This window comes from Serratia sarumanii (genome assembly GCF_029962605.1).
Classification (GTDB): Bacteria; Pseudomonadota; Gammaproteobacteria; order Enterobacterales; family Enterobacteriaceae; genus Serratia; species Serratia sarumanii.
Map to the genome: position 1 here is coordinate 3,850,198 of NZ_CP124750.1, position 18,510 is coordinate 3,868,707.

Sequence of the window (18,510 nt, forward strand, 5' to 3'; positions counted from 1 at the left end):
ACCTAGCGATCGGTGCAGTGAAGGCATTCTATTATGCGCCGCTAAATGTTACAGGGCGCCCCGGCGGGTGAAAACAGATGTTAACGCGGACGATACGGCCTGAACCCAAGGCTTGCCGGTGATTCGTGGCCGCCAAACTCCGGCGCTAATACATAACCGGCCGCAGCGCAATAAACCCTCTCCGAAATTATAAAAAAAGAATATTTGGATCAACCTCTTAGATTTCCATCTCACCCATCTTCCTTTAGGAAAAACCCCATATACGCCACCACCGCCCCTCGGATAGAAAGGGCATGAACTCCGCGACAAAACATTATTCAGGGCACTACATCGGCAGCCCACCGGGGTTCACCAGCATATCTCCGTACGTTGATTGGAAGGTGCATTATGATCGATAAAGGGCAAATGCTGAGCCGGCACGATTTTTCAAAGGTCAACTGGGGCATTCTGGCGGCGGCGGCGCTGCTGTTTAGCGCGGGGGCGGCGCTGTTGGTGCTGCCGCTGCTGAGCAGCATTGATGAGAGCGAGGTCATCACGCTATTGCAGGCCGGCGCGGGCACGATTTTACTCGGTTGTACGCTGCTGGCGCTGCGGCATTATCTGCGTCCGACGCTGACCTATCGCCTGTACGAGCACGGCGTGCGGGTCTTTGACGGCCACCATCACAAAGAGCGCTTCATCCCGTTTGAGAAGATCGGCGATATCTATCGCTTTCGCGGCGGCCAGGCTTTTGGCGGGCTGTTTGACGTCACGGCGTTCCGCGCCGGCGTGGATCAGCCCTGGTGTACGGTTTTCAGCAATGTCGCCCATTCGTGGCGGCTGGCAGACGTGATCGTCGACCAACAGCTGCAGCAGCGCGGGCCGCTGGCGCTGAATGCGCTCTATCAAGGGGAGACGGTGTCGTTTCACACCGTTGAGGGCGACGCGCGCTGGCTGTGGCAACTGCTGCTCGGCAAGCGGCAAGGCACGCCGACCGAAACGCTGCGGCTGAGCGCCACCTTGCTGACCACGGAGCGGGGCAACGTGCCGCTCGAGCAGATCCGCGCGGTGGAAAACCATCCGCAGCGCGGCATCCGCTTGCTCGACGGCCAGGGAAATGTGCTGTTCGCGATTAACTACGATTCGCTGCTCAGCGCCGATCTGTTCATCGCGCTGCTGGAGCATATGATCCACAACCGCATCCCCGCCTATCACAACCCGGCGATGACGCGGCCGTCGGTTTAAATCAGCGGGGAATTTTCCGCCTGCATGCGCATCGCGGTAGGCGGCAACCCAATCTGCAGCACCACCGGCTGATAATCGGCCTGCTCGCCCAGACGCCGGGCCAACCGACGCGCCAGCATAAAGGCCGCCGCGCCGCCCAGTACGGCGCCGACGGCCGCCGAGGCGTCGCTGCCGAAACAATATTGCAGCAACGTGCCGCCCAGCATCATGCCCAGCAGCGGCGTCAGGTAAACCAGCATGGCGGAGCGCAGCAGGCTGCCTTCCGCAATGCCGACTTCAACGCGCTGCCCCGGTTCGAGCGGCTGATCGATATGCACCTGCAGCTGATGCTCGGTTTCCGGCACCAGCTCGTTCAGCGCGCGCGCGCCGCAGCCGGAACGCGCGGTGCAGCTGCCGCAGCCGGCCTTGGGTTCACAGCGCAGCAGCGCTACGCCCTGTTGCCACGAAACCACCGTGGCCCACTCTTTCATCATTGCGGCGATACCTTGAAAGAAATGCTGTCGGCGATGCGCTTGGCCGTAGCCGGCGGCAATTCGCCCACGATAGTGATTTCGTTGCCCGCGCGCACTTCGGTCTGAATGGTGCGGCGCCCCTGACGGTAGTATTGCTGCCCGGCTCCGCTGCCCGCCGGGCTGACGTTGACCGAGAAGCTGAACAGGCCGTCGCTGTAGAGCCGGGATTCAACCGGCACGGCGACGTTCGGCAATTTTCGGCGATTGCGCGCCACCTCGTCCACCCCGGCCGGCAGCCAGCCGGTGCTCCAGCTGAGCTTGACGTTTTCTACCGCCGGCAGCGACAGCAGCGGCGGCAGGTTGGCTTTGAGCAGCCCCTGCATCGCGCCCTGCACGTCGGCGCCGACCGCGAAGGAGATCACCCGATATTGCTCCAGCGTTTCGCCGTCGCGATCGAGCAGATCCACCCGCAGCGGCAGCTTGGTGTCCTCGTCCATCCAGACGATATAGCTGTAGCGGGAACCGTCGCGCGCCACCACGCGCAGCACTTCACACGGCCGATCGGCGATGCGGGTGCTGCCCACGGAGATAAAGTCGTAGTACTTGGCCAGGCGGGTGAAATCGGCATAGACGATCGCCGGCAACGCATCGACGATGTGATCGCCGGTGAGCGTGAACGGCTCCAGGCCAGGCTCGAAGTAGCTGATCCCGCCGCCGCGCTGCAACACTTCGCGGCGCGGGCCGTCCATATGCAGCAGCTGGCCGAGCGGCACGTTGCCGATCACCGCATGGCGATAGCGCAACGACTCGATTCCCTGCTTGCTGATGCTGATGTAGGCGAGCTCGTAATTGAGAGAACGGCTGGCGCTGCTCATCTGTTGCAATAACGCCCCGGACGCAGTTGGCTGCGCCGGGGCGATGCTGGAATAGAGCAGGCTGCCCGTCAATAAACAAACGGAGAACCAGATTTGCTTCATTACTGCTGTTGCATTCCTAAAGACTGAGTTCCGGGAACCTGAATGGCGGCCTGTTGCGGGTTGCCTTGCTCAAGCTGCAGCTGATCCGAATGCAGGCGACGTTGCAGTTCATAGTCCTGCAGCATGGCGTTGATGCGCTTGCGCTGTTCCTGCACCTGCTGCTGTTGGCCGCTGCCGGTGGAGAAACTGTCGGCCGGGACGCCCAGGCTGACCGGCGAGGCCTGGCCCATGATCGGCAGCGTGGTGAAGGCCGGCGATTCGGACGCGTTCGATGGCGCAGAAGGCTGGTTGTACTGCTGCACGCCGACGATCACCGCCAGCGACACGCAGGCCGCCATACCGATTTGCGTAATCTGGCTCGCCCAGGGACGCACTTTGTCCCAGAACGGCATTTTCTGCCAGGTGTGAGGCTGCGGCTGAGATTCCTGAACGGCGGAAGGCACCAGCCGGGCGGGTTCTTTCTCAAGTGCAGCGGCTACGCGATCGGCGATGTCGAGATGCATCACTTGCCCGACATCACCTCGCAGTGTGTCACGTATCAGGTGATAGCTCTGCCAGCTTTGTTGAAGCGTTCGATCTTGCGACAGAGAACTCAACAGCTCGCTGTCGAACGATTCACCATCCATCAGAGCGGAAAGCTTTTCTTTCTGCATGCCTAAGTACCCTTCCTGTGCCCGCCATTGCTAACGCTGGATCAGCGGTTGAACTTTATTATCGATAGCTTCCCGGGCGCGGAAAATACGCGAACGTACGGTTCCGACCGGGCAATCCATGATGGCGGCTATCTCTTCGTAGCTTAGACCATCCAACTCCCGCAGGGTAATCGCCATGCGAAGATCCTCGGGGAGCGACTCAATGGTACGGAAAACTATCTGTCTCAGCTCTTCTGACAACATTAAGTTCTCAGGGTTCGAAATTTCTTTCAGTGCGCCCGCACTTTCGTAATTTTCCGCATCGTTGGCGTCCACATCACTGGATGGCGGACGGCGCCCCTGAGCAACCAGATAATTCTTTGCCGTGTTCACGGCGATTCGATACAACCAGGTATAAAAAGCGCTGTCGCCACGGAACGATTCCAGTGCGCGATAGGCCTTGATAAACGACTCCTGCACCACATCGGGCACATCGCCCTGCGGCACATAGCGGGAAACGAGACTCGCCACCTTATGCTGATAGCGCACTACCAGTAGGTTAAACGATTTCTGATCGCCCTTTTGGACCCGCTCGACCAGAACTTGATCCGTTAACTGCTCGCTCATCCGAGGTAAACTCTCCCCAAATCCGTCTCCACGCGTAAAATTGTACTGCCAGCCATACATTATTTTCCTGAGCAAGCACTCGCTTGGAGTTCATATAGAACACGAAGTTCCATATCGCCATTGTTTTTTCTGTTGATGTCACCCTATCCGTGGCTTTTGCCCGGACAGTTAGGCTAACATGAAATTCACTCTTCTTCTGCACACATCATACGTTATGCAACCATCATCTGAACATGTAAGCGATGTACTGATCGTCGGCAGCGGCGCTGCGGGCCTGTCACTGGCGCTGCGCCTGGCACAGCATTGCAAGGTTACCGTTCTCAGCAAGGGGCCGCTCAGCGAGGGGGCCACCTTTTACGCCCAGGGCGGGATCGCCGCGGTGTTCGATGAGACGGACAGCATTGCCTCACACGTTGATGACACTTTGATTGCCGGCGCCGGCCTGTGCGACAAAGAGGCCGTCGAATTCATCGCCGGCAACGCGCGCCACTGCGTGCAGTGGCTGATCGATCAGGGCGTGCTGTTCGATACCGAGGTCAACGCGCAGGGCGAGGAGCATTATCACCTCACGCGCGAAGGCGGCCACAGCCATCGCCGCATCCTGCACGCCGCGGACGCGACCGGTAAGGAAGTAGAGACCACGCTGGTGGGGAAAGCAAGCGCTCACCCCAATATTTGCGTGATGGAGCGCCGCAACGCGGTTGACCTCATCACCTCGAACAAAATCGGCCTGCCGGGCACGCGCCGAGTGGTGGGCGCGTACGTCTGGAACCGCGAGCTGGAGCGGGTGGAAACCTACCGCGCCAAAACGGTGGTGCTGGCGACCGGCGGCGCGGCCAAGGTATACCAATACACCACCAACCCGGACATCTCCTCCGGCGACGGCATCGCCATGGCCTGGCGCGCCGGCTGCCGGGTCGCCAACCTGGAGTTCAACCAGTTCCACCCGACCTGCCTGTTCCATCCGCAGGCGCGCAACTTCCTGCTGACCGAAGCGCTGCGCGGCGAAGGGGCTTACCTGAAGCGCCCGGACGGCAGCCGCTTTATGCCAGATTTCGACCCGCGCGGCGAACTGGCCCCACGCGATATCGTCGCCCGCGCCATCGACCATGAAATGAAGCGCCTGGGCGCCGACTGCATGTACCTGGACATCAGCCACAAGCCGGCGGAGTTCATCACCCAGCACTTCCCGATGATCCACGAGAAGCTGCTGACGCTGGGCTTCGATCTGACCCGGCAGCCGATCCCGATCGTCCCGGCGGCTCACTACACCTGCGGCGGCGTGATGGTCGATCAGCACGGCCGCACCGATCTCGACGGGCTGTACGCCATCGGCGAGGTCAGCTATACCGGCCTGCACGGCGCCAACCGCATGGCGTCGAACTCGCTGCTGGAGTGCCTGGTGTACGGTTGGTCGGCGGCGGAAGACATTCTGCAGCGCCTGCCGTTCATCCAGCAGGCCAAACAGCTGCCGCACTGGGATGAAAGTCGGGTGGACGATGCGGACGAACGGGTGGTGATTCAGCACAACTGGCACGAGCTGCGGCTGTTCATGTGGGATTACGTCGGCATCGTGCGCACCACCAAGCGGTTGGAGCGCGCCCTGCGCCGCATCAACACCCTGCAGGCGGAAATCGACGAGTACTACGCTCACTTCCGCATCTCCAACAACCTGCTGGAGCTGCGCAATCTGGTGCAGGTGGCAGAGCTTATCGTGCGCAGCGCCATGGCGCGCAAAGAGAGCCGCGGCCTGCACTACACGCTGGACTACCCGGATCTGCTGCCGGAAGCGCTGCCGACCATTTTGCAGCCTTAAACGCTGCGACAGGGCGCCTAATCGGCGCCCTTTTCTTTTCAGTAGAAAAGATAGAAGTCAGCGATCAAATGGCGGAAATCGTCGGTGTAGCTGCCGTCGGCCTGCTTGATCGCCAGCGCCTGCTCCCGCAGCGGCGTTTCCCGCCGCGTCAGCGCCAGCAGCACCCGGTGCAGCGGCGTATCGGCCCGATCGCTGACGTTCACTTTCGCCGCCGTGTGCCAGCCGCTTTGCTGCGCCAGGCGTTCGAATTCGGCGCCGATATCGTGCGGCAGCACCACGCAGAACGTCCCCTGCGCCGCCAGCAGCTGTGCCGCACAGGCCAACAGCGCCTCGTGCGTCAGGGTTTCGGTGTAGCGCGCGTTGTGGCGCGCCTGGTCGCGGCAGGCCACCGCCGGCTCGAAATACGGCGGATTGCTGACGATCAGATCATACTCAGCGGCATGCCGCTGCGCATAATGGTGAATATCCTGCGCATGCACGCGGATGCGCTGTGGCCACGGCGATGCCGCCGCGTTTTCGCGCGCCTGGCCGGCGGCGGCTTCGTCCAGCTCCACCGCGTCAATGGTCACTTCGTCGCCGCTGCGCTGCGCCAGCATCAGCGCGATCAGCCCGCTGCCGCTGCCGATGTCCAGCACCCGGCGCGCCTGCCCCAGCGGCGCCCAGGCGCCGAGCAGCACCCCGTCGGTGCCCACTTTCATGGCACAACGATCGTGGGCGACAAAGAATTGTTTAAAGGTAAAACCCCCGCGGCGCGGGGTAAAATCGGCTTTCGATCGCTTGCTCACACTCACCACCTGGCTATAAAACTGGCGTAGCATAAGGCAATCTGATCGGCGGGAAAAGAGCGGCTTTCCGCTTAAATAGGTGAAGATCGCGGCCAACCCGTCTATAATCGGCGCCCCAAGTAGAGGTAGACCATGACAGCAACCACTTTTTCCGAACTCGAACTCGATGATCGCCTGATCGACGCGCTGCGCGACAAAGGCTACGATCGCCCCACCGCCATTCAGGCCGCTGCGATCCCGCCGGCGATGGACGGGCGCGACGTCTTAGGTTCGGCTCCGACCGGCACCGGCAAAACCGCCGCCTTCCTGCTGCCCGTTTTGCAGCACCTGCTGGACTTCCCGCGCAAAAAATCCGGCCCGCCGCGCGTGCTGATCCTGACGCCAACGCGTGAACTGGCGATGCAGGTCGCCGATCAGGCGCGTGAATTGGCTGCTCATACCTCGCTGGATATCGCCACCATCACCGGCGGCGTCGCTTACATGAACCACGCGGAAGTGTTCAGCGAAAACCAGGACGTGGTGGTCGCCACCACCGGCCGTTTGCTGCAATACATTAAAGAAGAGAACTTCGACTGCCGCGCGGTGGAAACCCTGATCCTCGACGAAGCCGACCGCATGCTCGACATGGGCTTCGCGCAGGACATCGAAACCATCTCCGCCGAAACCCGCTGGCGCAACCAGACGCTGCTGTTCTCCGCCACGCTGGAAGGCGAAGCAATTCGCGAATTCGCCGAGCGCATTCTGAAAGAGCCGGTGGAAGTGGAAGCCGATCCGTCGCGCCGCGAACGCAAAAAGATCCTGCAGTGGTACTACCGCGCCGATGACGTGCAGCACAAAACCGCGCTGCTGATCCACCTGCTGAAGCAGCCGGACGTGCAGAAATCGGTGATCTTCGTGCGCAAACGCGAGCGCGTGCACGAGCTGGCCACCTGGCTGCGCGAAGCGGGCATCAACACCTGCTATCTCGAAGGCGAAATGGTGCAGGCCAAACGCAACGAAGCGGTCAAACGCATGATGGATGGCCGGGTTAACGTGCTGGTGGCCACCGACGTTGCCGCGCGCGGTCTGGATATCCTCGATATCACCCACGTGTTCAACTTCGACATGCCGCGCACGGCGGACACCTACCTACACCGCATCGGCCGTACCGGCCGCGCCGGGCGCAAAGGCACCGCCATTTCGCTGGTGGAAGCGCACGACCATCTGCTGCTGGGCAAAGTGGGCCGTTACCTGAACGAGCCGCTGAAAGCGCGCGTGATCGACGAATTGCGGCCAAAAACCAAGGTGCCGAACGAGAAGAGCAACGGCAAGCCATCGAAGAAAGTGCTGGCCAAACGCGCGGAAGATAAAGCGAGGAACAAAGAAAAGGCCAAGGTAAAAGTGCGCCATCGCGACGCCAAAAACGTCGGCAAACGCCGTCAGGCGAAGGCCAAACCGGCCGGCGACGCGTAATAACCATCGCTGCCTAAGAAAAAACCGCCTGTACAGGCGGTTTTTTTATGGGCGTTTACGGCTGCGCGTAGTGCGTGCCCAAGCGGTGCCCCTGCAGCCATTTGTCCAGTTCGCGGAACTGCGCCTTCAGCTCGTCATTCTGCAAATGCGCCGGCGTTTGCGAGAAATAAAACTGGAACGCAAAGCCCTGCTGGTTGCGCGCCCGGGCATCGGCCCCGGCCTGCAACAACAGCAGCGCCAGGTGCGGCGCGTTAATCTTCGCCGCCAGATGCAGCGGGGTATCCCCCAGCCGATCGCTCAAGGTGGTGTCCGCCCCGGCCGCCAGCAACAGCCGCAGTTGATCTTCGCGCCCGGCCAGCACCGCCGCCGCGAGCGGCGTGGCACCAGTAACGGCATTGCGCACGTTCACCTGCGCCCCTTCGGTCAGCAGCAACCGCAGGTACTGCGCGTCTTGCAACATCGCCGCGGTGTGCAGCGCGCTGTTGCCGTCCAGCCCCGCCGCCGCCGGGTCGGCCCCGAGATCCAGCAACGCCTGCACGCTACCCGGCTGCTGCGAAAGCACCGCCCACTGCAACAGCGTGACCTGCCGATCGCCCCGCTCGCGCAAACGATCCTGCGTGGCCTGCGCACGGATGCCCTGCGTATCGCCGCGCGCCACCGCCTGAGCCAGCGCCAGATTGCTGTGGCCGTCAAACGGCGAAATCTCCTGCCCCATCTGTTGCTCCTTAGCCATCATCAGTAAACCGGTCACCGCGACCAGCGCCAGTAAGGCTATCGCCAGCGCCCACCGCAAGCGACGCCCTTCAGGCATTGGTCTTCGCCTCCCACGGCTTTTGTTCCGCCATCGAGCTTATCACCTTGTCGATGCCGTGCGCCGTCAGGCTGCGCTCCAGATGCTTGCTCGGCCGCCAGTCATCGATGCCGGTCAGGGTATCGTTGTTGGCCAGGGTGATGTTGTGGCCGATGGCATCCGGGATCAGCGAGGTCGATTCTTGGGTGCTGGTCAGCATGTCATATTGCTCGCTGTAGCGGCGAATGCTGCCGGCTTCGGCATCTTTCTTCGCCGCCGTCGGATCGATGCCCAGGCGATTCAGGGTGTAATCCGACACTCCGGCCGCGTTGAAGGTGACCGCGACGGTGCCAGTCGCCAGCGCCGCCGTGGCCGCCAGACCACCGCCGAGCGAATGGCCGGCGATCACCAGCGCATCGCCGAAGGCCGCCTTGGCGCTTTTGGCGGCGGCAACCGCCTGATTGTACTGCACATCGTCATAGCCCGTCGCCTGCCGCACGTTGCTCAGCCAGTCGCGCCAGTCGTTGGTACCGGCGAACGCCAACACATACTGCTTGTCGTTGCTGTAAATCCCGGCCTGGAAACCGCTGCCCGCGTCGTGCAGGCTGGCGGGATCGATGCCAAAACCGAGCAGCGCGCTGTCGCTCAGGCGGTTGAACCCGGCGGCACCCTGGCCATTGAGTGAATAAACGTCCTTGGCCAACAGCGCCAACGCATAATCCCCCTCCTGCGATTGCTGCCCCCGCGTCACGCCCGGCGCTGCCGCCGCCGTCGGCGCCGCCGCTGAGATATCGCCGACCAGCGTATTCAACAGATTCTGCGCATTGAGCGTGTTCTGAGAGGGAGAGGCCACCGGCGCCGGATTTGCCGGCGTTGCCGCGGGCAGCGCCGCCGTCGCCGTCTCGGCAGCGGCGCGAGGTGTAGGGATCGCGGCCACCGGGGATACTGCAGAGGTAAAACTTAAAGGCATACTCATGCCGACTCCTTGTCGATAGACTTTTTATTTAGCACCTGAATAGGTGCTGATTTAGCTATCGGCAGGTCGGATGAGTTCTGTATTAGAAATGCTTATCTTTGTGCAGAATGTGATCCGCGTTCGATTTTCGGCCGTCAAACGCAGAAAAGGGAGCCGAAGCTCCCTGATTGACTGCGCCGCAAATTACAGGCTTTCGGTAAAGGTGCGGGCGATAACGTCGCGCTGCTGTTCCGGCGTCAGGGAGTTGAAGCGCACCGCATAGCCGGACACGCGGATGGTCAGCTGCGGGTATTTTTCCGGGTGCTTGACCGCGTCTTCCAGGGTTTCGCGACGCAGCACGTTGACGTTCAGGTGCTGGCCGCCTTCCACGCGCACGGTCGGCTGCATTTCCAGCGGCACTTCACGGTATTCGATCTGGCCCAGATCGCTCACCGCGACAACCTGATCTTCCGCGTAGTTGGCCTTGGCGCACACGCAGCGAGCTTCCGCTTTTTCATCGTCCAGCAGCCAGAAAGAATTCACCAGCGCCTGGTCGTTCGCTTTGGTAATTTGAATACCGGTAATCATTATGTTGCCTCCGTACAAGGGCGTAAAAATTCACGTCGTGAGAAAACCCAATTCTGGTTTCGGCCATTTGGTAAAACCATTGTTGTCTTGTTGTTCTGTATACCAGCCTGACCAAGCCAGTTCCTTGATTAAAGTCAATTTTTACCGGGTAGGCACAAGGCGTGAAGGGGCAAATTTATGTTTTATATCAATTTTCCCACTGCGGCAAAAACCAATTATTTTTGTAAATTTTCAAAATTAATTGCATAAGACGCAGCGGCGAGAAATGAAAAGCGGGTTTCGCTGCGCGAGCCGACACGGTAAGCTATAGCCCATGAATTGCTAAAGAAAACAAAGGAGAGCGTTTATGGCCACCTCCCTCACCTGGCATGACGTGATCGGCAAAGAGAAAGAGCAGCCCTATTTTGTTGAAACGCTCGCCTTTGTTGCCGCTGAACGCCAAGCCGGTAAGACCATTTATCCACCGCAGAAGGACGTGTTCAACGCTTTCCGCTATACCGAGCTGGCGGACGTCAAAGTCGTCATCCTCGGCCAGGATCCCTACCACGGCCCCAATCAGGCGCACGGCCTCTCTTTCTCGGTGCGCCCCGGCGTGCCGGCGCCGCCGTCGCTGGTGAACATGTATAAAGAGCTGGCGACTGATATTCCCGGTTTCGAACGCCCGGATCATGGCTATCTGCAAAGCTGGGCCGAACAGGGGGTGCTGCTGCTCAACACCGTGCTGACGGTGGAAGGCGGCCGCGCGCACTCGCACGCCAACCTGGGCTGGGAAACCTTTACCGATAAAGTGATCGCCGCCCTGAACGAGAACCGCGAAGGCGTGGTGTTCCTGCTGTGGGGCTCGCACGCGCAGAAGAAAGGCAACTTTATCGACCGCAACCGCCACCATGTGCTGAAGGCACCGCACCCGTCGCCGCTCTCCGCCCACCGCGGCTTCCTCGGCTGCCGCCACTTCTCGCAGGCCAATCAGCTGCTGGAGCAACAAGGGCTCACGCCGATCGACTGGATGCCGCGCCTGCCGCAGGCGTAGTCCAGAGACAAAAAAGGCACCCTCGGGTGCCTTTCTTTATGCCGTTGCCGGGGCGATTACGCCTTGGCTTTGGAGACCGCAACCATCGCAGGGCGCAGCAGGCGGCCGTTCAGCGTATAGCCTTTCTGCATCACCATCATCACGTGGTTCGGCTGATGATCGGCGGATTCCATCATGCTCATCGCCTGATGCACTTCCGGGTTGAACGGCACGTTGACGTCGCCGACGATCTCGATGCCGTACTTACGCACCACGTCCAGCAGCGATTTCAGCGTCAGCTCGATGCCTTCGATCATCGCGGCCAGTTCCGGGTTGTTTTTATCCGCCAGATCCAGCGCGCGCTCCAGGTTGTCGATCACCGGCAGCAGATCGCCGGAGAATTTCTCCAGGGCGAACTTGTGCGCTTTCTCGACGTCCAGTTCGGCGCGGCGGCGGATGTTCTCCGCTTCGGCTTTGGCGCGCAGCAGGCTGTCGCGCTCGTGCTGCTGAGCTTCCGCCAGTTGGGCTTCCAGTTCGGCGATACGCGCATCGCGCAGATCGACGCCTTCCGCCGCTTCCGGCAGCGTATCCTCGTGGTGAGCGTGTTGTTCCATTTCTTCCGAGACTTGCTCGTTTGGCGTCTTCTGTTCTTTACTACTCATGAATATCTCCGCGTTTTAGCATTAATCTCGCAACTTGGCTTATTATGGGGATCAAAACCGGGGTTTCAAGTCAACCGGTCACAATGTGGGGCATAAACGGCTCCCGGTGAGGAAAATCACAACAAATGAATAAAAAATTCGCCTGTATTGGCATTGTTGGCCACCCGCGTCACCCTTCAGCGCTGGCAACCCACGAGATGCTGTTCCACTGGCTGGTCGCCCGCGGCTATTCGGTGATGGTCGAACGCCAGATCGCTCATGATTTAGGGCTGAAAGACGCCGTGACCGGCAGCCTGGCGGATATCGGCCAGCGCGCCGACCTGGCGGTGGTGGTCGGCGGCGATGGCAATATGCTCGGCGCCGCGCGCGTGCTGGCGCGCTACGACATCAAGGTGATCGGGGTCAACCGCGGCAACCTCGGCTTCCTCACCGATCTCGATCCCGACAACGCCCTGCAGCAGCTGGCGGACGTGCTGGAAGGCGAGTACATCGACGAACAGCGTTTCCTGCTGGAAACCATCGTGCATAAAGGGCACCAGCAGTGCCGCATCAGCACCGCCATCAACGAAGTGGTGCTGCACCCCGGCAAAGTGGCGCACATGATCGAATTCGAGGTGTACATCGACGATCGCTTCGCCTTCTCGCAGCGCTCCGACGGCCTGATCATCGCCACGCCGACCGGCTCCACCGCCTACTCGCTCTCCGCCGGCGGGCCAATCCTCACCCCGTCGCTGGAGGCAATCGCGCTGGTGCCGATGTTCCCGCATACCCTCTCCGCCCGGCCGCTGGTGATCAACGGCGACAGCACCATCCGCCTGAAGTTTTCGCAGATCGGCAGCGATCTGGAGATCAGCTGCGACAGCCAGATCGCGCTGCCGATCCAGGAAGGCGAAGAAGTGCTGATCCGCCGCAGCGATTTCCACCTGAACCTGATTCACCCGAAGGACTACAGCTATTTCAACACGTTAAGCACCAAACTGGGCTGGTCGAAAAAATTGTTCTAAAATCTGCGCCGGCCACTTTACTGTATATAAAACCAGTTTATACTGTATGAAACTACAGTTATGTGTTTATACACAGGAAGGTTCCCATGCTGGCGCAATTAACCATCAGCAACTTTGCTATCGTTCGTGAGTTGGAAATCGATTTTCAACCGGGTATGACGGCGATCACCGGTGAAACCGGCGCCGGCAAATCCATCGCCATCGATGCGCTGGGGCTGTGCCTCGGCAACCGCGCCGACGGCAACGTGGTGCGCCTGGGAGCCGCCCGCGCCGACATCTGCGCCCGCTTCTCGCTGGCGGACACCCCGTCCGCGCGCGAATGGCTGGAACAGAACCAGCTGGACGACAGCAACGAATGCCTGCTGCGCCGGGTGATCAATGCCGACGGCCGTTCGCGCGGCTTTATCAACGGCACCGCCGTGCCGCTGTCGCAGCTGCGCGAGCTGGGGCAACGCCTGATTCAAATCCATGGCCAACACGCCCATCAGCTGCTGCTCAAGCCGGAGCACCAAAAATCGCTGCTCGACGCCTACGCCGACGAACCCGCCCTGCTGGCGGCGATGAGCCAGGCCTACCAACGCTGGCACCAGAGCTGTCGCGAGCTGGCGCACCATCAGCAGCAGTCCATCGAGCGCGAAGCGCGCAAGCAGCTGCTGCAATACCAATTGAAAGAGCTGAACGAATTCGCGCCGCAGGCCGGCGAGTTCGAACAGATCGACGCCGAGTACAAGCGCCTGGCCAACAGCGGCCAGCTGCTGACCCTCAGCCAGCAGACGCTGCAGCTGCTGGCCGACAGCGACGAGAACAACATGCTCAGCCAGCTCTACAGCGCCAAGCACCTGCTGCTCGAGCTGGCCGGGCTGGACGATAAGCTCAGCGGCCTGCTGGACATGCTGGAAGAGGCTTCTATCCAGATCAGCGAAGCCAGCGACGAGCTGCGCCACTACGCCGATCGCATGGATCTCGATCCCAATCGCCTGCACGAGCTGGAACAGCGCCTGTCGCGCCAAATCAGCCTGGCGCGCAAACACCAGGTTGCACCGGAAGAGCTGCCGCAGCTGCATCAGCAGTTGCTGGATGAGCAGCAGCTGCTTTCACAGCAGGAAAGCGACCATGAACACCTGAACGAGGCGGTCACCCTGCATCACCAGCAGGCGCTGGCGCTGGCGGAGCAGCTGCATCAGAAACGCCTGCATTACGCCACCGAGCTGACCACGCTCATCACCGACAGCATGCAGGCGCTCTCCATGCCGCACGGCAAGTTCAACATCGACGTGCGTTTCGAGCCGCAGCATCTGAGCGCCGAAGGGGCCAGCCGCACCGAGTTCTACGTCTCCACCAACCCGGGGCAGCCGCTGCAGCCACTGGCGAAGGTCGCCTCCGGCGGTGAGCTGTCACGCATCGCGCTGGCGATTCAGGTGATCACCGCCCGCAAGATGGAAACCCCGGCGCTGATCTTCGATGAGGTGGACGTGGGTATCAGCGGCCCGACCGCCGCCATCGTCGGCCGCCTGCTGCGCCAGCTCGGCGAATCCACCCAGGTGATGTGCGTGACCCACCTGCCGCAGGTGGCCGGATGCGGGCATCAACACCTGTTCGTCAGCAAGCAGACCGACGGCACGGTCACCGAAACCCAGATGGCGCCGCTGGATAAACGCGCCCGGCTGCAGGAGCTGGCGCGCCTGCTCGGCGGCAGTGAAGTCACCCGCAATACGTTGGCGAACGCCAAAGAATTGCTGGCGGCATAAAAAAGCTCAACTTTTTCACTTTCCTGCGGTCTGACAGTGACGCTGTTGACCCGAAAGATATCTAAAGTGCGGCGCGGCGGCGATTCGAAGCCTCCTCAACGGCCTGAAACAGGTCAAGCGCTTGAGGTGCTGAAAGAAAGCCAACGCGTCGCAACTTGAAAGATGAAGGGTATAAAGGTTTCCAACTGCCGCAAGGTCTATTATCATCGGCATCCTATGCCCTAAAGGAATGTGATTACTATGCGCTGTAAAACGCTGACTGCCGCCGCTGTAGTTCTTGTGATGCTGACTGCAGGCTGTTCTACTTTTGAAAAGGTGGTTTATCGTCCTGACATCAACCAGGGGAACTACCTGACGTCGACCGACGTGGCGAAAATTCAGAAAGGGATGACCCAGCAACAGGTCGCTTACACGTTGGGCACCCCAATGCTGCAAGACCCGTTCGGGACTCAGACGTGGTTCTATGTGTTCCGTCAGCAACCTGGCCATGAAGACATCACCCAGCAGACGCTGACGCTGACCTTCGACAGCGCAGGCGTGTTGACCGACATCCAGAACAAACCGGCGCTGACCAAGTAATCGGCGCCGCCCGCTCTTCCGGCCCATGAGGGGGCATGGTGTTCCTCATGACAGTCGCAGGCTGCAACGCGGAAGAGAAAATCAGTTTCAGATAAAAAAATAAGGCGCTATAAGCGCCTTATTTTTTTGCCTTTTCTGCCCGTTGCCGGCGCAGCTCTTTCGGATCGGCTATCAGCGGCCGGTAGATCTCCACCCGGTCGCCGTCGTTCAGCGTATCGCCCAGCTTGGCCGGGCGGCTGTAGATGCCGATTTTGTTGCTCTTGAGATCGATATCCTGGCGCAGCTCCAGCAGGCCCGAAGCCTGGATCGCCTGCTCGACGCTGCTGCCCTCGGCCAGCTTCACCTTGCGCAGGTACTGGCGCTCCGGCAAGGCGTACACCACCTCGACCTGGATGTCAGACACTGTAGACCTCTTTCGCCCGCTGGGTGAATGCCTGCACCATGTTGCCCGCCAGCTCTTTGAACACCTTGCCGAACGCCAGCTCAATCAGTTTGTTGGTGAACTCGAAGTCCAAGTGCAGCTCCACCTTGCAGGCCTCTTCGCTCAGCGGCGTGAACTGCCAACCGCCCATCAGCTTGCGGAACGGGCCATCGACCAGCTGCATATTGATGCTCTGGTTATCCAACAGCGTATTGCGCGTGGTGAAGGTCTTGCTGATACCGGCCTTGGCGACGTCCACCGCGGCGGTCATTTCGTTGGAGGTAGCGTTAAGCACCCGGCTGCCGGTGCAACCTGGCAGAAAATCGGGATAAGAATGAACATCGTTAACCAACTGATACATCTGCTCGGCGCTGAACGGCACTAATGCAGACCGACTGATCTGGGGCATATCATTTCCTGTGAGACATAAAACGTACAGATAATACCATTTATCTGGCGGCAAACAAAAAATCTGCTAAGGGATGGGGGCGCCAAAAATGCGAAAAATTGCGCAGGTGCTGAACGGGAAAGGATTTCTTTCGCTGAAGCATCCAGTATAATGAACGCACTATGACAAAGAAAAAAGCACACAAACCCGGTTCCGCCACCATTGCTCAAAACAAGCGCGCGCGTTTCGAATACTTCATTGAAGAAGAGTTCGAGGCGGGCCTGTCGCTGCAAGGGTGGGAAGTTAAATCGCTGCGTGCAGGCAAAGCCAACCTCAGCGACAGCTACGTGACGTTCCGTGACGGTGAAGCCTATCTGTTTGGCGCCACCATCACCCCGCTCAACGTGGCTTCGTCGCATGTGGTGTGCGATCCGACGCGTACCCGTAAACTGCTGCTGAACCGACGCGAGCTAGATACCCTGCTCGGCCGCGTCAACCGCGATGGCTACACCGTGGTGGCCTTGTCCCTGTATTGGAAAAATGCCTGGAGCAAGATCAAGATCGGCGTAGCCAAAGGCAAGAAAGAGCACGACAAACGCGATGACATCAAAGATCGCGAATGGCAGACGGCGAAAGCCCGTATCATGAAGCACGCCAATCGTTAAGCCGCTGGCTTATCGAAGTAAACTTCTGGTATACTGCACAAAGTTACTTGGGGCTGATTCTGGATTCGACGGGATTTGCGAAGCCCTAGGAGCATGCCGAGGGGCGGTTGGCCTCGTAAAAAGCCGCAAAAAAATAGTCGCAAACGACGAAAACTACGCTTTAGCAGCTTAATACCCTGCTTAGAGCCCTCTCTCCCTAGCCTCCGCTCTTAGGACGGGGATCAAGAGAGGTCAAACCCAAAAGAGATCGCGTGGATGTCCTGCCTGGGGCTGAAGCGTTAAACTCAATCAGGCTAGTCTGTCAGTAGCGTGTCCATCCGCAGCTGGCCGGCGAATGTAAAGATTGGACTAAGCATGTAGTGCCGACGGTGTAGTAATTTCGGACGCGGGTTCAACTCCCGCCAGCTCCACCAAATACGTCGCCAGTGAACCAGATAGACCCGGCGATAATAGCGAAAAAGCCCGCAACTTCGGTTGCGGGCTTTTTTGTTTTTGCAAAAATCAATAATACCAAGCTAAATTGACCTGCCCCATTGATTAATACACCATGATGTTAGTCATGTCTTCATGAGCCACATGAGGACATCCCCATGAAGAAGCGTTTTTCCGACGAACAAATCATCAGTATTCTCCGCGAGGCCGAGCAGCACTGTCTTCATCCCATCGTACTCCTATGTTTTGTCATCATTTCTGATTACTTAGTGAACACGCCCCTTGAACTGTAACATCGATTTTTGTGTTCATGGTGAAGTTGGCGGTTATTTGGAGGCCTAACACGCTCGTTGGCGGCCCGCTAACACCACGCGACTGACGATTCTGATCTGTTGACGTTCTCTTGCAGCTCAGCTGCCGCCTCCATGCGCTGACATGCATACAGTGGCGATGTTGTGGGAGCAATGGCACAACACGGGTCAATCGCTGTAACAGTATCGACAGAGTAAAGTACTGGTTGTACATACAGATTTCTGCACAAGCTATTTAATCGCAAAAAGGAAAGCGCTATGAGTGGAACCCCACATAACAACAAAGTAACCTATGATGGCTTCAACTGTAACGGAGGTAAGCCGCCCGAAGCCAATACCAGTTGGAGTCATGTAACCAATGCATGGGAATGGAACGACCTCAAATTAAACCCCGGCTCGATATCTGACTGGTTTCCTGAAGAAGTGAAAGAAGCACTGGAAAATAATATCTGCATCATTTGTGGGGAAAAGAATTGTCCCTATATCAAAAATAGCAGAGACTACCAAAATCTCATTAACTCTCTGAAAAGTGGGAACGTGGAAGAAGCTAAAAAAGTCTATAGAACAAAGTTTGCACCACTTCGGAGAATAAACAAAGCTGAAGTGATGAAAGGACTGCAAAAAGCCCGCGACGCAAGAAATAACGGCGTTTGTACCGTGCCTTACATCGGTCCAATTCAACACAAACGCGTCATTGCTGCGCCTGGTGTGTGGAGTGAGTGGATTGAGTTATTAAACTCCTTTGCTAACGAAAATTCCCCTAACGTCTATACCGTCAATTTTAATCCTTCATCGAATATGGAGTCATCTTTTGATGTGGAGATAAAATACCCGGAACATAGTGGAATGAAAACCATTAACACAATGGGACCAGGATCATACACAATAAAAGCCACAGGAATCGGAAATACTTACATCAGGGTAAAGTCACATTCAAACCCTGTAACTGTCACCTTTGAATTTCCAGAGAAATAGCAGGTTAGTTGAACGAAG

20 protein-coding genes and 1 other RNA gene are annotated in these 18,510 nt (G+C 59.0%); 10 read left to right on the top strand and 11 right to left on the bottom strand.

Annotated elements, in window-relative coordinates:
• The first annotated feature begins 387 nt into the window (after positions 1-387).
• Positions 388-1,224, top strand: coding sequence for a hypothetical protein (locus tag SSARUM_RS18270; RefSeq protein WP_039568573.1), 837 nt, complete (start codon positions 388-390; stop codon positions 1,222-1,224).
• Here the strand turns inward: SSARUM_RS18270 and rseC are convergent.
• The 4 genes from rseC to rpoE are packed head-to-tail and all read right to left on the bottom strand — an operon-like array spanning position 1,221 to position 3,912.
• Complete coding sequence (gene rseC, locus SSARUM_RS18275) at positions 1,221-1,697, bottom strand: SoxR-reducing system protein RseC (protein WP_033635627.1); 477 nt, start codon at positions 1,695-1,697, stop codon at positions 1,221-1,223. The genes SSARUM_RS18270 and rseC overlap by 4 nt on opposite strands.
• Positions 1,694-2,653: a sigma-E factor regulatory protein RseB gene (gene rseB / locus SSARUM_RS18280; protein WP_033635628.1), complete on the bottom strand. Its 960-nt coding sequence runs from the start codon at positions 2,651-2,653 to the stop codon at positions 1,694-1,696. Before rseB ends, rseC begins: the two co-directional genes overlap by 4 nt.
• Entirely contained in the window at positions 2,653-3,306 is a 654-nt protein-coding gene (gene rseA / locus SSARUM_RS18285; protein WP_016929795.1) for an anti-sigma-E factor RseA, read from the bottom strand. The genes rseB and rseA overlap by 1 nt, the downstream gene beginning before the upstream one ends.
• 30 nt (positions 3,307-3,336) lie before the next feature.
• Positions 3,337-3,912 carry an RNA polymerase sigma factor RpoE gene (rpoE, locus tag SSARUM_RS18290; RefSeq protein ID WP_004929136.1) on the bottom strand — a complete coding sequence of 192 codons (576 nt, stop codon included), beginning with the start codon at positions 3,910-3,912 and terminating at the stop codon, positions 3,337-3,339.
• 214 nt (positions 3,913-4,126) lie between these two features.
• Between rpoE and nadB the strand changes: the two genes are divergently transcribed.
• A complete protein-coding gene (nadB, locus tag SSARUM_RS18295) occupies positions 4,127-5,728 on the top strand; it encodes an L-aspartate oxidase (protein ID WP_170310565.1) in 1,602 nt (533 codons plus the stop codon).
• A gap of 38 nt (positions 5,729-5,766) precedes the next feature.
• Here the strand turns inward: nadB and trmN are convergent, their stop codons facing one another.
• Complete coding sequence (trmN, locus tag SSARUM_RS18300) at positions 5,767-6,546, bottom strand: tRNA(1)(Val) (adenine(37)-N(6))-methyltransferase TrmN (protein WP_039568577.1); 780 nt, start codon at positions 6,544-6,546, stop codon at positions 5,767-5,769.
• Between the two features lie 99 nt (positions 6,547-6,645).
• Between trmN and srmB the strand changes: the two genes are divergently transcribed.
• A complete protein-coding gene (gene srmB, locus SSARUM_RS18305; RefSeq protein WP_039568581.1) occupies positions 6,646-7,965 on the top strand; it encodes an ATP-dependent RNA helicase SrmB in 1,320 nt (439 codons plus the stop codon).
• A 55-nt stretch (positions 7,966-8,020) separates the two neighbouring features.
• On the opposite strand, the gene SSARUM_RS18310 is transcribed toward srmB, so the two are convergent.
• The 3 genes from SSARUM_RS18310 to grcA all read right to left on the bottom strand — a co-directional run bounded on the left by SSARUM_RS18310 (position 8,021) and on the right by grcA (position 10,298).
• Positions 8,021-8,776 (bottom strand): ankyrin repeat domain-containing protein, encoded by a 756-nt coding sequence (locus SSARUM_RS18310; protein ID WP_060427118.1) that lies wholly within the window; start codon positions 8,774-8,776, stop codon positions 8,021-8,023.
• Positions 8,769-9,731: a DUF2974 domain-containing protein gene (locus SSARUM_RS18315; protein WP_060430563.1), complete on the bottom strand. Its 963-nt coding sequence runs from the start codon at positions 9,729-9,731 to the stop codon at positions 8,769-8,771. Before SSARUM_RS18315 ends, SSARUM_RS18310 begins: the two co-directional genes overlap by 8 nt.
• A 183-nt stretch (positions 9,732-9,914) precedes the next feature.
• Positions 9,915-10,298, bottom strand: coding sequence for an autonomous glycyl radical cofactor GrcA (grcA, locus tag SSARUM_RS18320; protein ID WP_004929114.1), 384 nt, complete (start codon positions 10,296-10,298; stop codon positions 9,915-9,917).
• Between the two features lie 346 nt (positions 10,299-10,644).
• On the opposite strand from grcA, the gene ung reads away from it, so the two are divergent.
• On the top strand, positions 10,645-11,328 hold the full coding sequence (gene ung, locus SSARUM_RS18325) for a uracil-DNA glycosylase (RefSeq protein WP_033635636.1): 684 nt from the start codon (positions 10,645-10,647) through the stop codon (positions 11,326-11,328).
• A 56-nt stretch (positions 11,329-11,384) separates the two neighbouring features.
• On the opposite strand, the gene grpE is transcribed toward ung, so the two are convergent.
• Positions 11,385-11,969 (bottom strand): nucleotide exchange factor GrpE, encoded by a 585-nt coding sequence (gene grpE, locus SSARUM_RS18330; protein ID WP_025159545.1) that lies wholly within the window; start codon positions 11,967-11,969, stop codon positions 11,385-11,387.
• 125 nt (positions 11,970-12,094) lie between these two features.
• Between grpE and nadK the strand changes: the two genes are divergently transcribed.
• The 3 genes from nadK (at position 12,095) to bamE (ending at position 15,300) form a co-directional block, all read left to right on the top strand.
• Positions 12,095-12,973 carry an NAD(+) kinase gene (gene nadK / locus SSARUM_RS18335; protein WP_060430565.1) on the top strand — a complete coding sequence of 293 codons (879 nt, stop codon included), beginning with the start codon at positions 12,095-12,097 and terminating at the stop codon, positions 12,971-12,973.
• Positions 12,974-13,059: 86 nt separating this feature from the next.
• Positions 13,060-14,721: a DNA repair protein RecN gene (gene recN, locus SSARUM_RS18340; RefSeq protein WP_033648947.1), complete on the top strand. Its 1,662-nt coding sequence runs from the start codon at positions 13,060-13,062 to the stop codon at positions 14,719-14,721.
• A gap of 240 nt (positions 14,722-14,961) precedes the next feature.
• Entirely contained in the window at positions 14,962-15,300 is a 339-nt protein-coding gene (gene bamE / locus SSARUM_RS18345) for an outer membrane protein assembly factor BamE (RefSeq protein WP_004929101.1), read from the top strand.
• Between the two features lie 118 nt (positions 15,301-15,418).
• On the opposite strand, the gene SSARUM_RS18350 is transcribed toward bamE, so the two are convergent.
• Both SSARUM_RS18350 and SSARUM_RS18355 read right to left on the bottom strand, forming a co-directional pair.
• A complete protein-coding gene (locus tag SSARUM_RS18350) occupies positions 15,419-15,703 on the bottom strand; it encodes an RnfH family protein (protein WP_004929098.1) in 285 nt (94 codons plus the stop codon).
• Positions 15,696-16,130: a type II toxin-antitoxin system RatA family toxin gene (locus SSARUM_RS18355; protein ID WP_033648948.1), complete on the bottom strand. Its 435-nt coding sequence runs from the start codon at positions 16,128-16,130 to the stop codon at positions 15,696-15,698. The genes SSARUM_RS18350 and SSARUM_RS18355 overlap by 8 nt, the downstream gene beginning before the upstream one ends.
• A gap of 161 nt (positions 16,131-16,291) precedes the next feature.
• On the opposite strand from SSARUM_RS18355, the gene smpB reads away from it, so the two are divergent.
• The 3 genes from smpB (at position 16,292) to SSARUM_RS18370 (ending at position 18,492) form a co-directional block, all read left to right on the top strand.
• The gene (gene smpB, locus SSARUM_RS18360) at positions 16,292-16,774 is read left to right on the top strand and encodes an SsrA-binding protein SmpB (RefSeq protein ID WP_016929804.1); all 483 of its coding nucleotides are present in this window, start codon (positions 16,292-16,294) and stop codon (positions 16,772-16,774) included.
• 49 nt (positions 16,775-16,823) lie between these two features.
• Positions 16,824-17,187: a transfer-messenger RNA gene (ssrA, locus tag SSARUM_RS18365) on the top strand.
• A 588-nt stretch (positions 17,188-17,775) separates the two neighbouring features.
• Positions 17,776-18,492, top strand: coding sequence for a colicin Z family toxin (locus SSARUM_RS18370; RefSeq protein ID WP_071883843.1), 717 nt, complete (start codon positions 17,776-17,778; stop codon positions 18,490-18,492).
• The last annotated feature ends 18 nt before the right edge of the window (positions 18,493-18,510 follow it).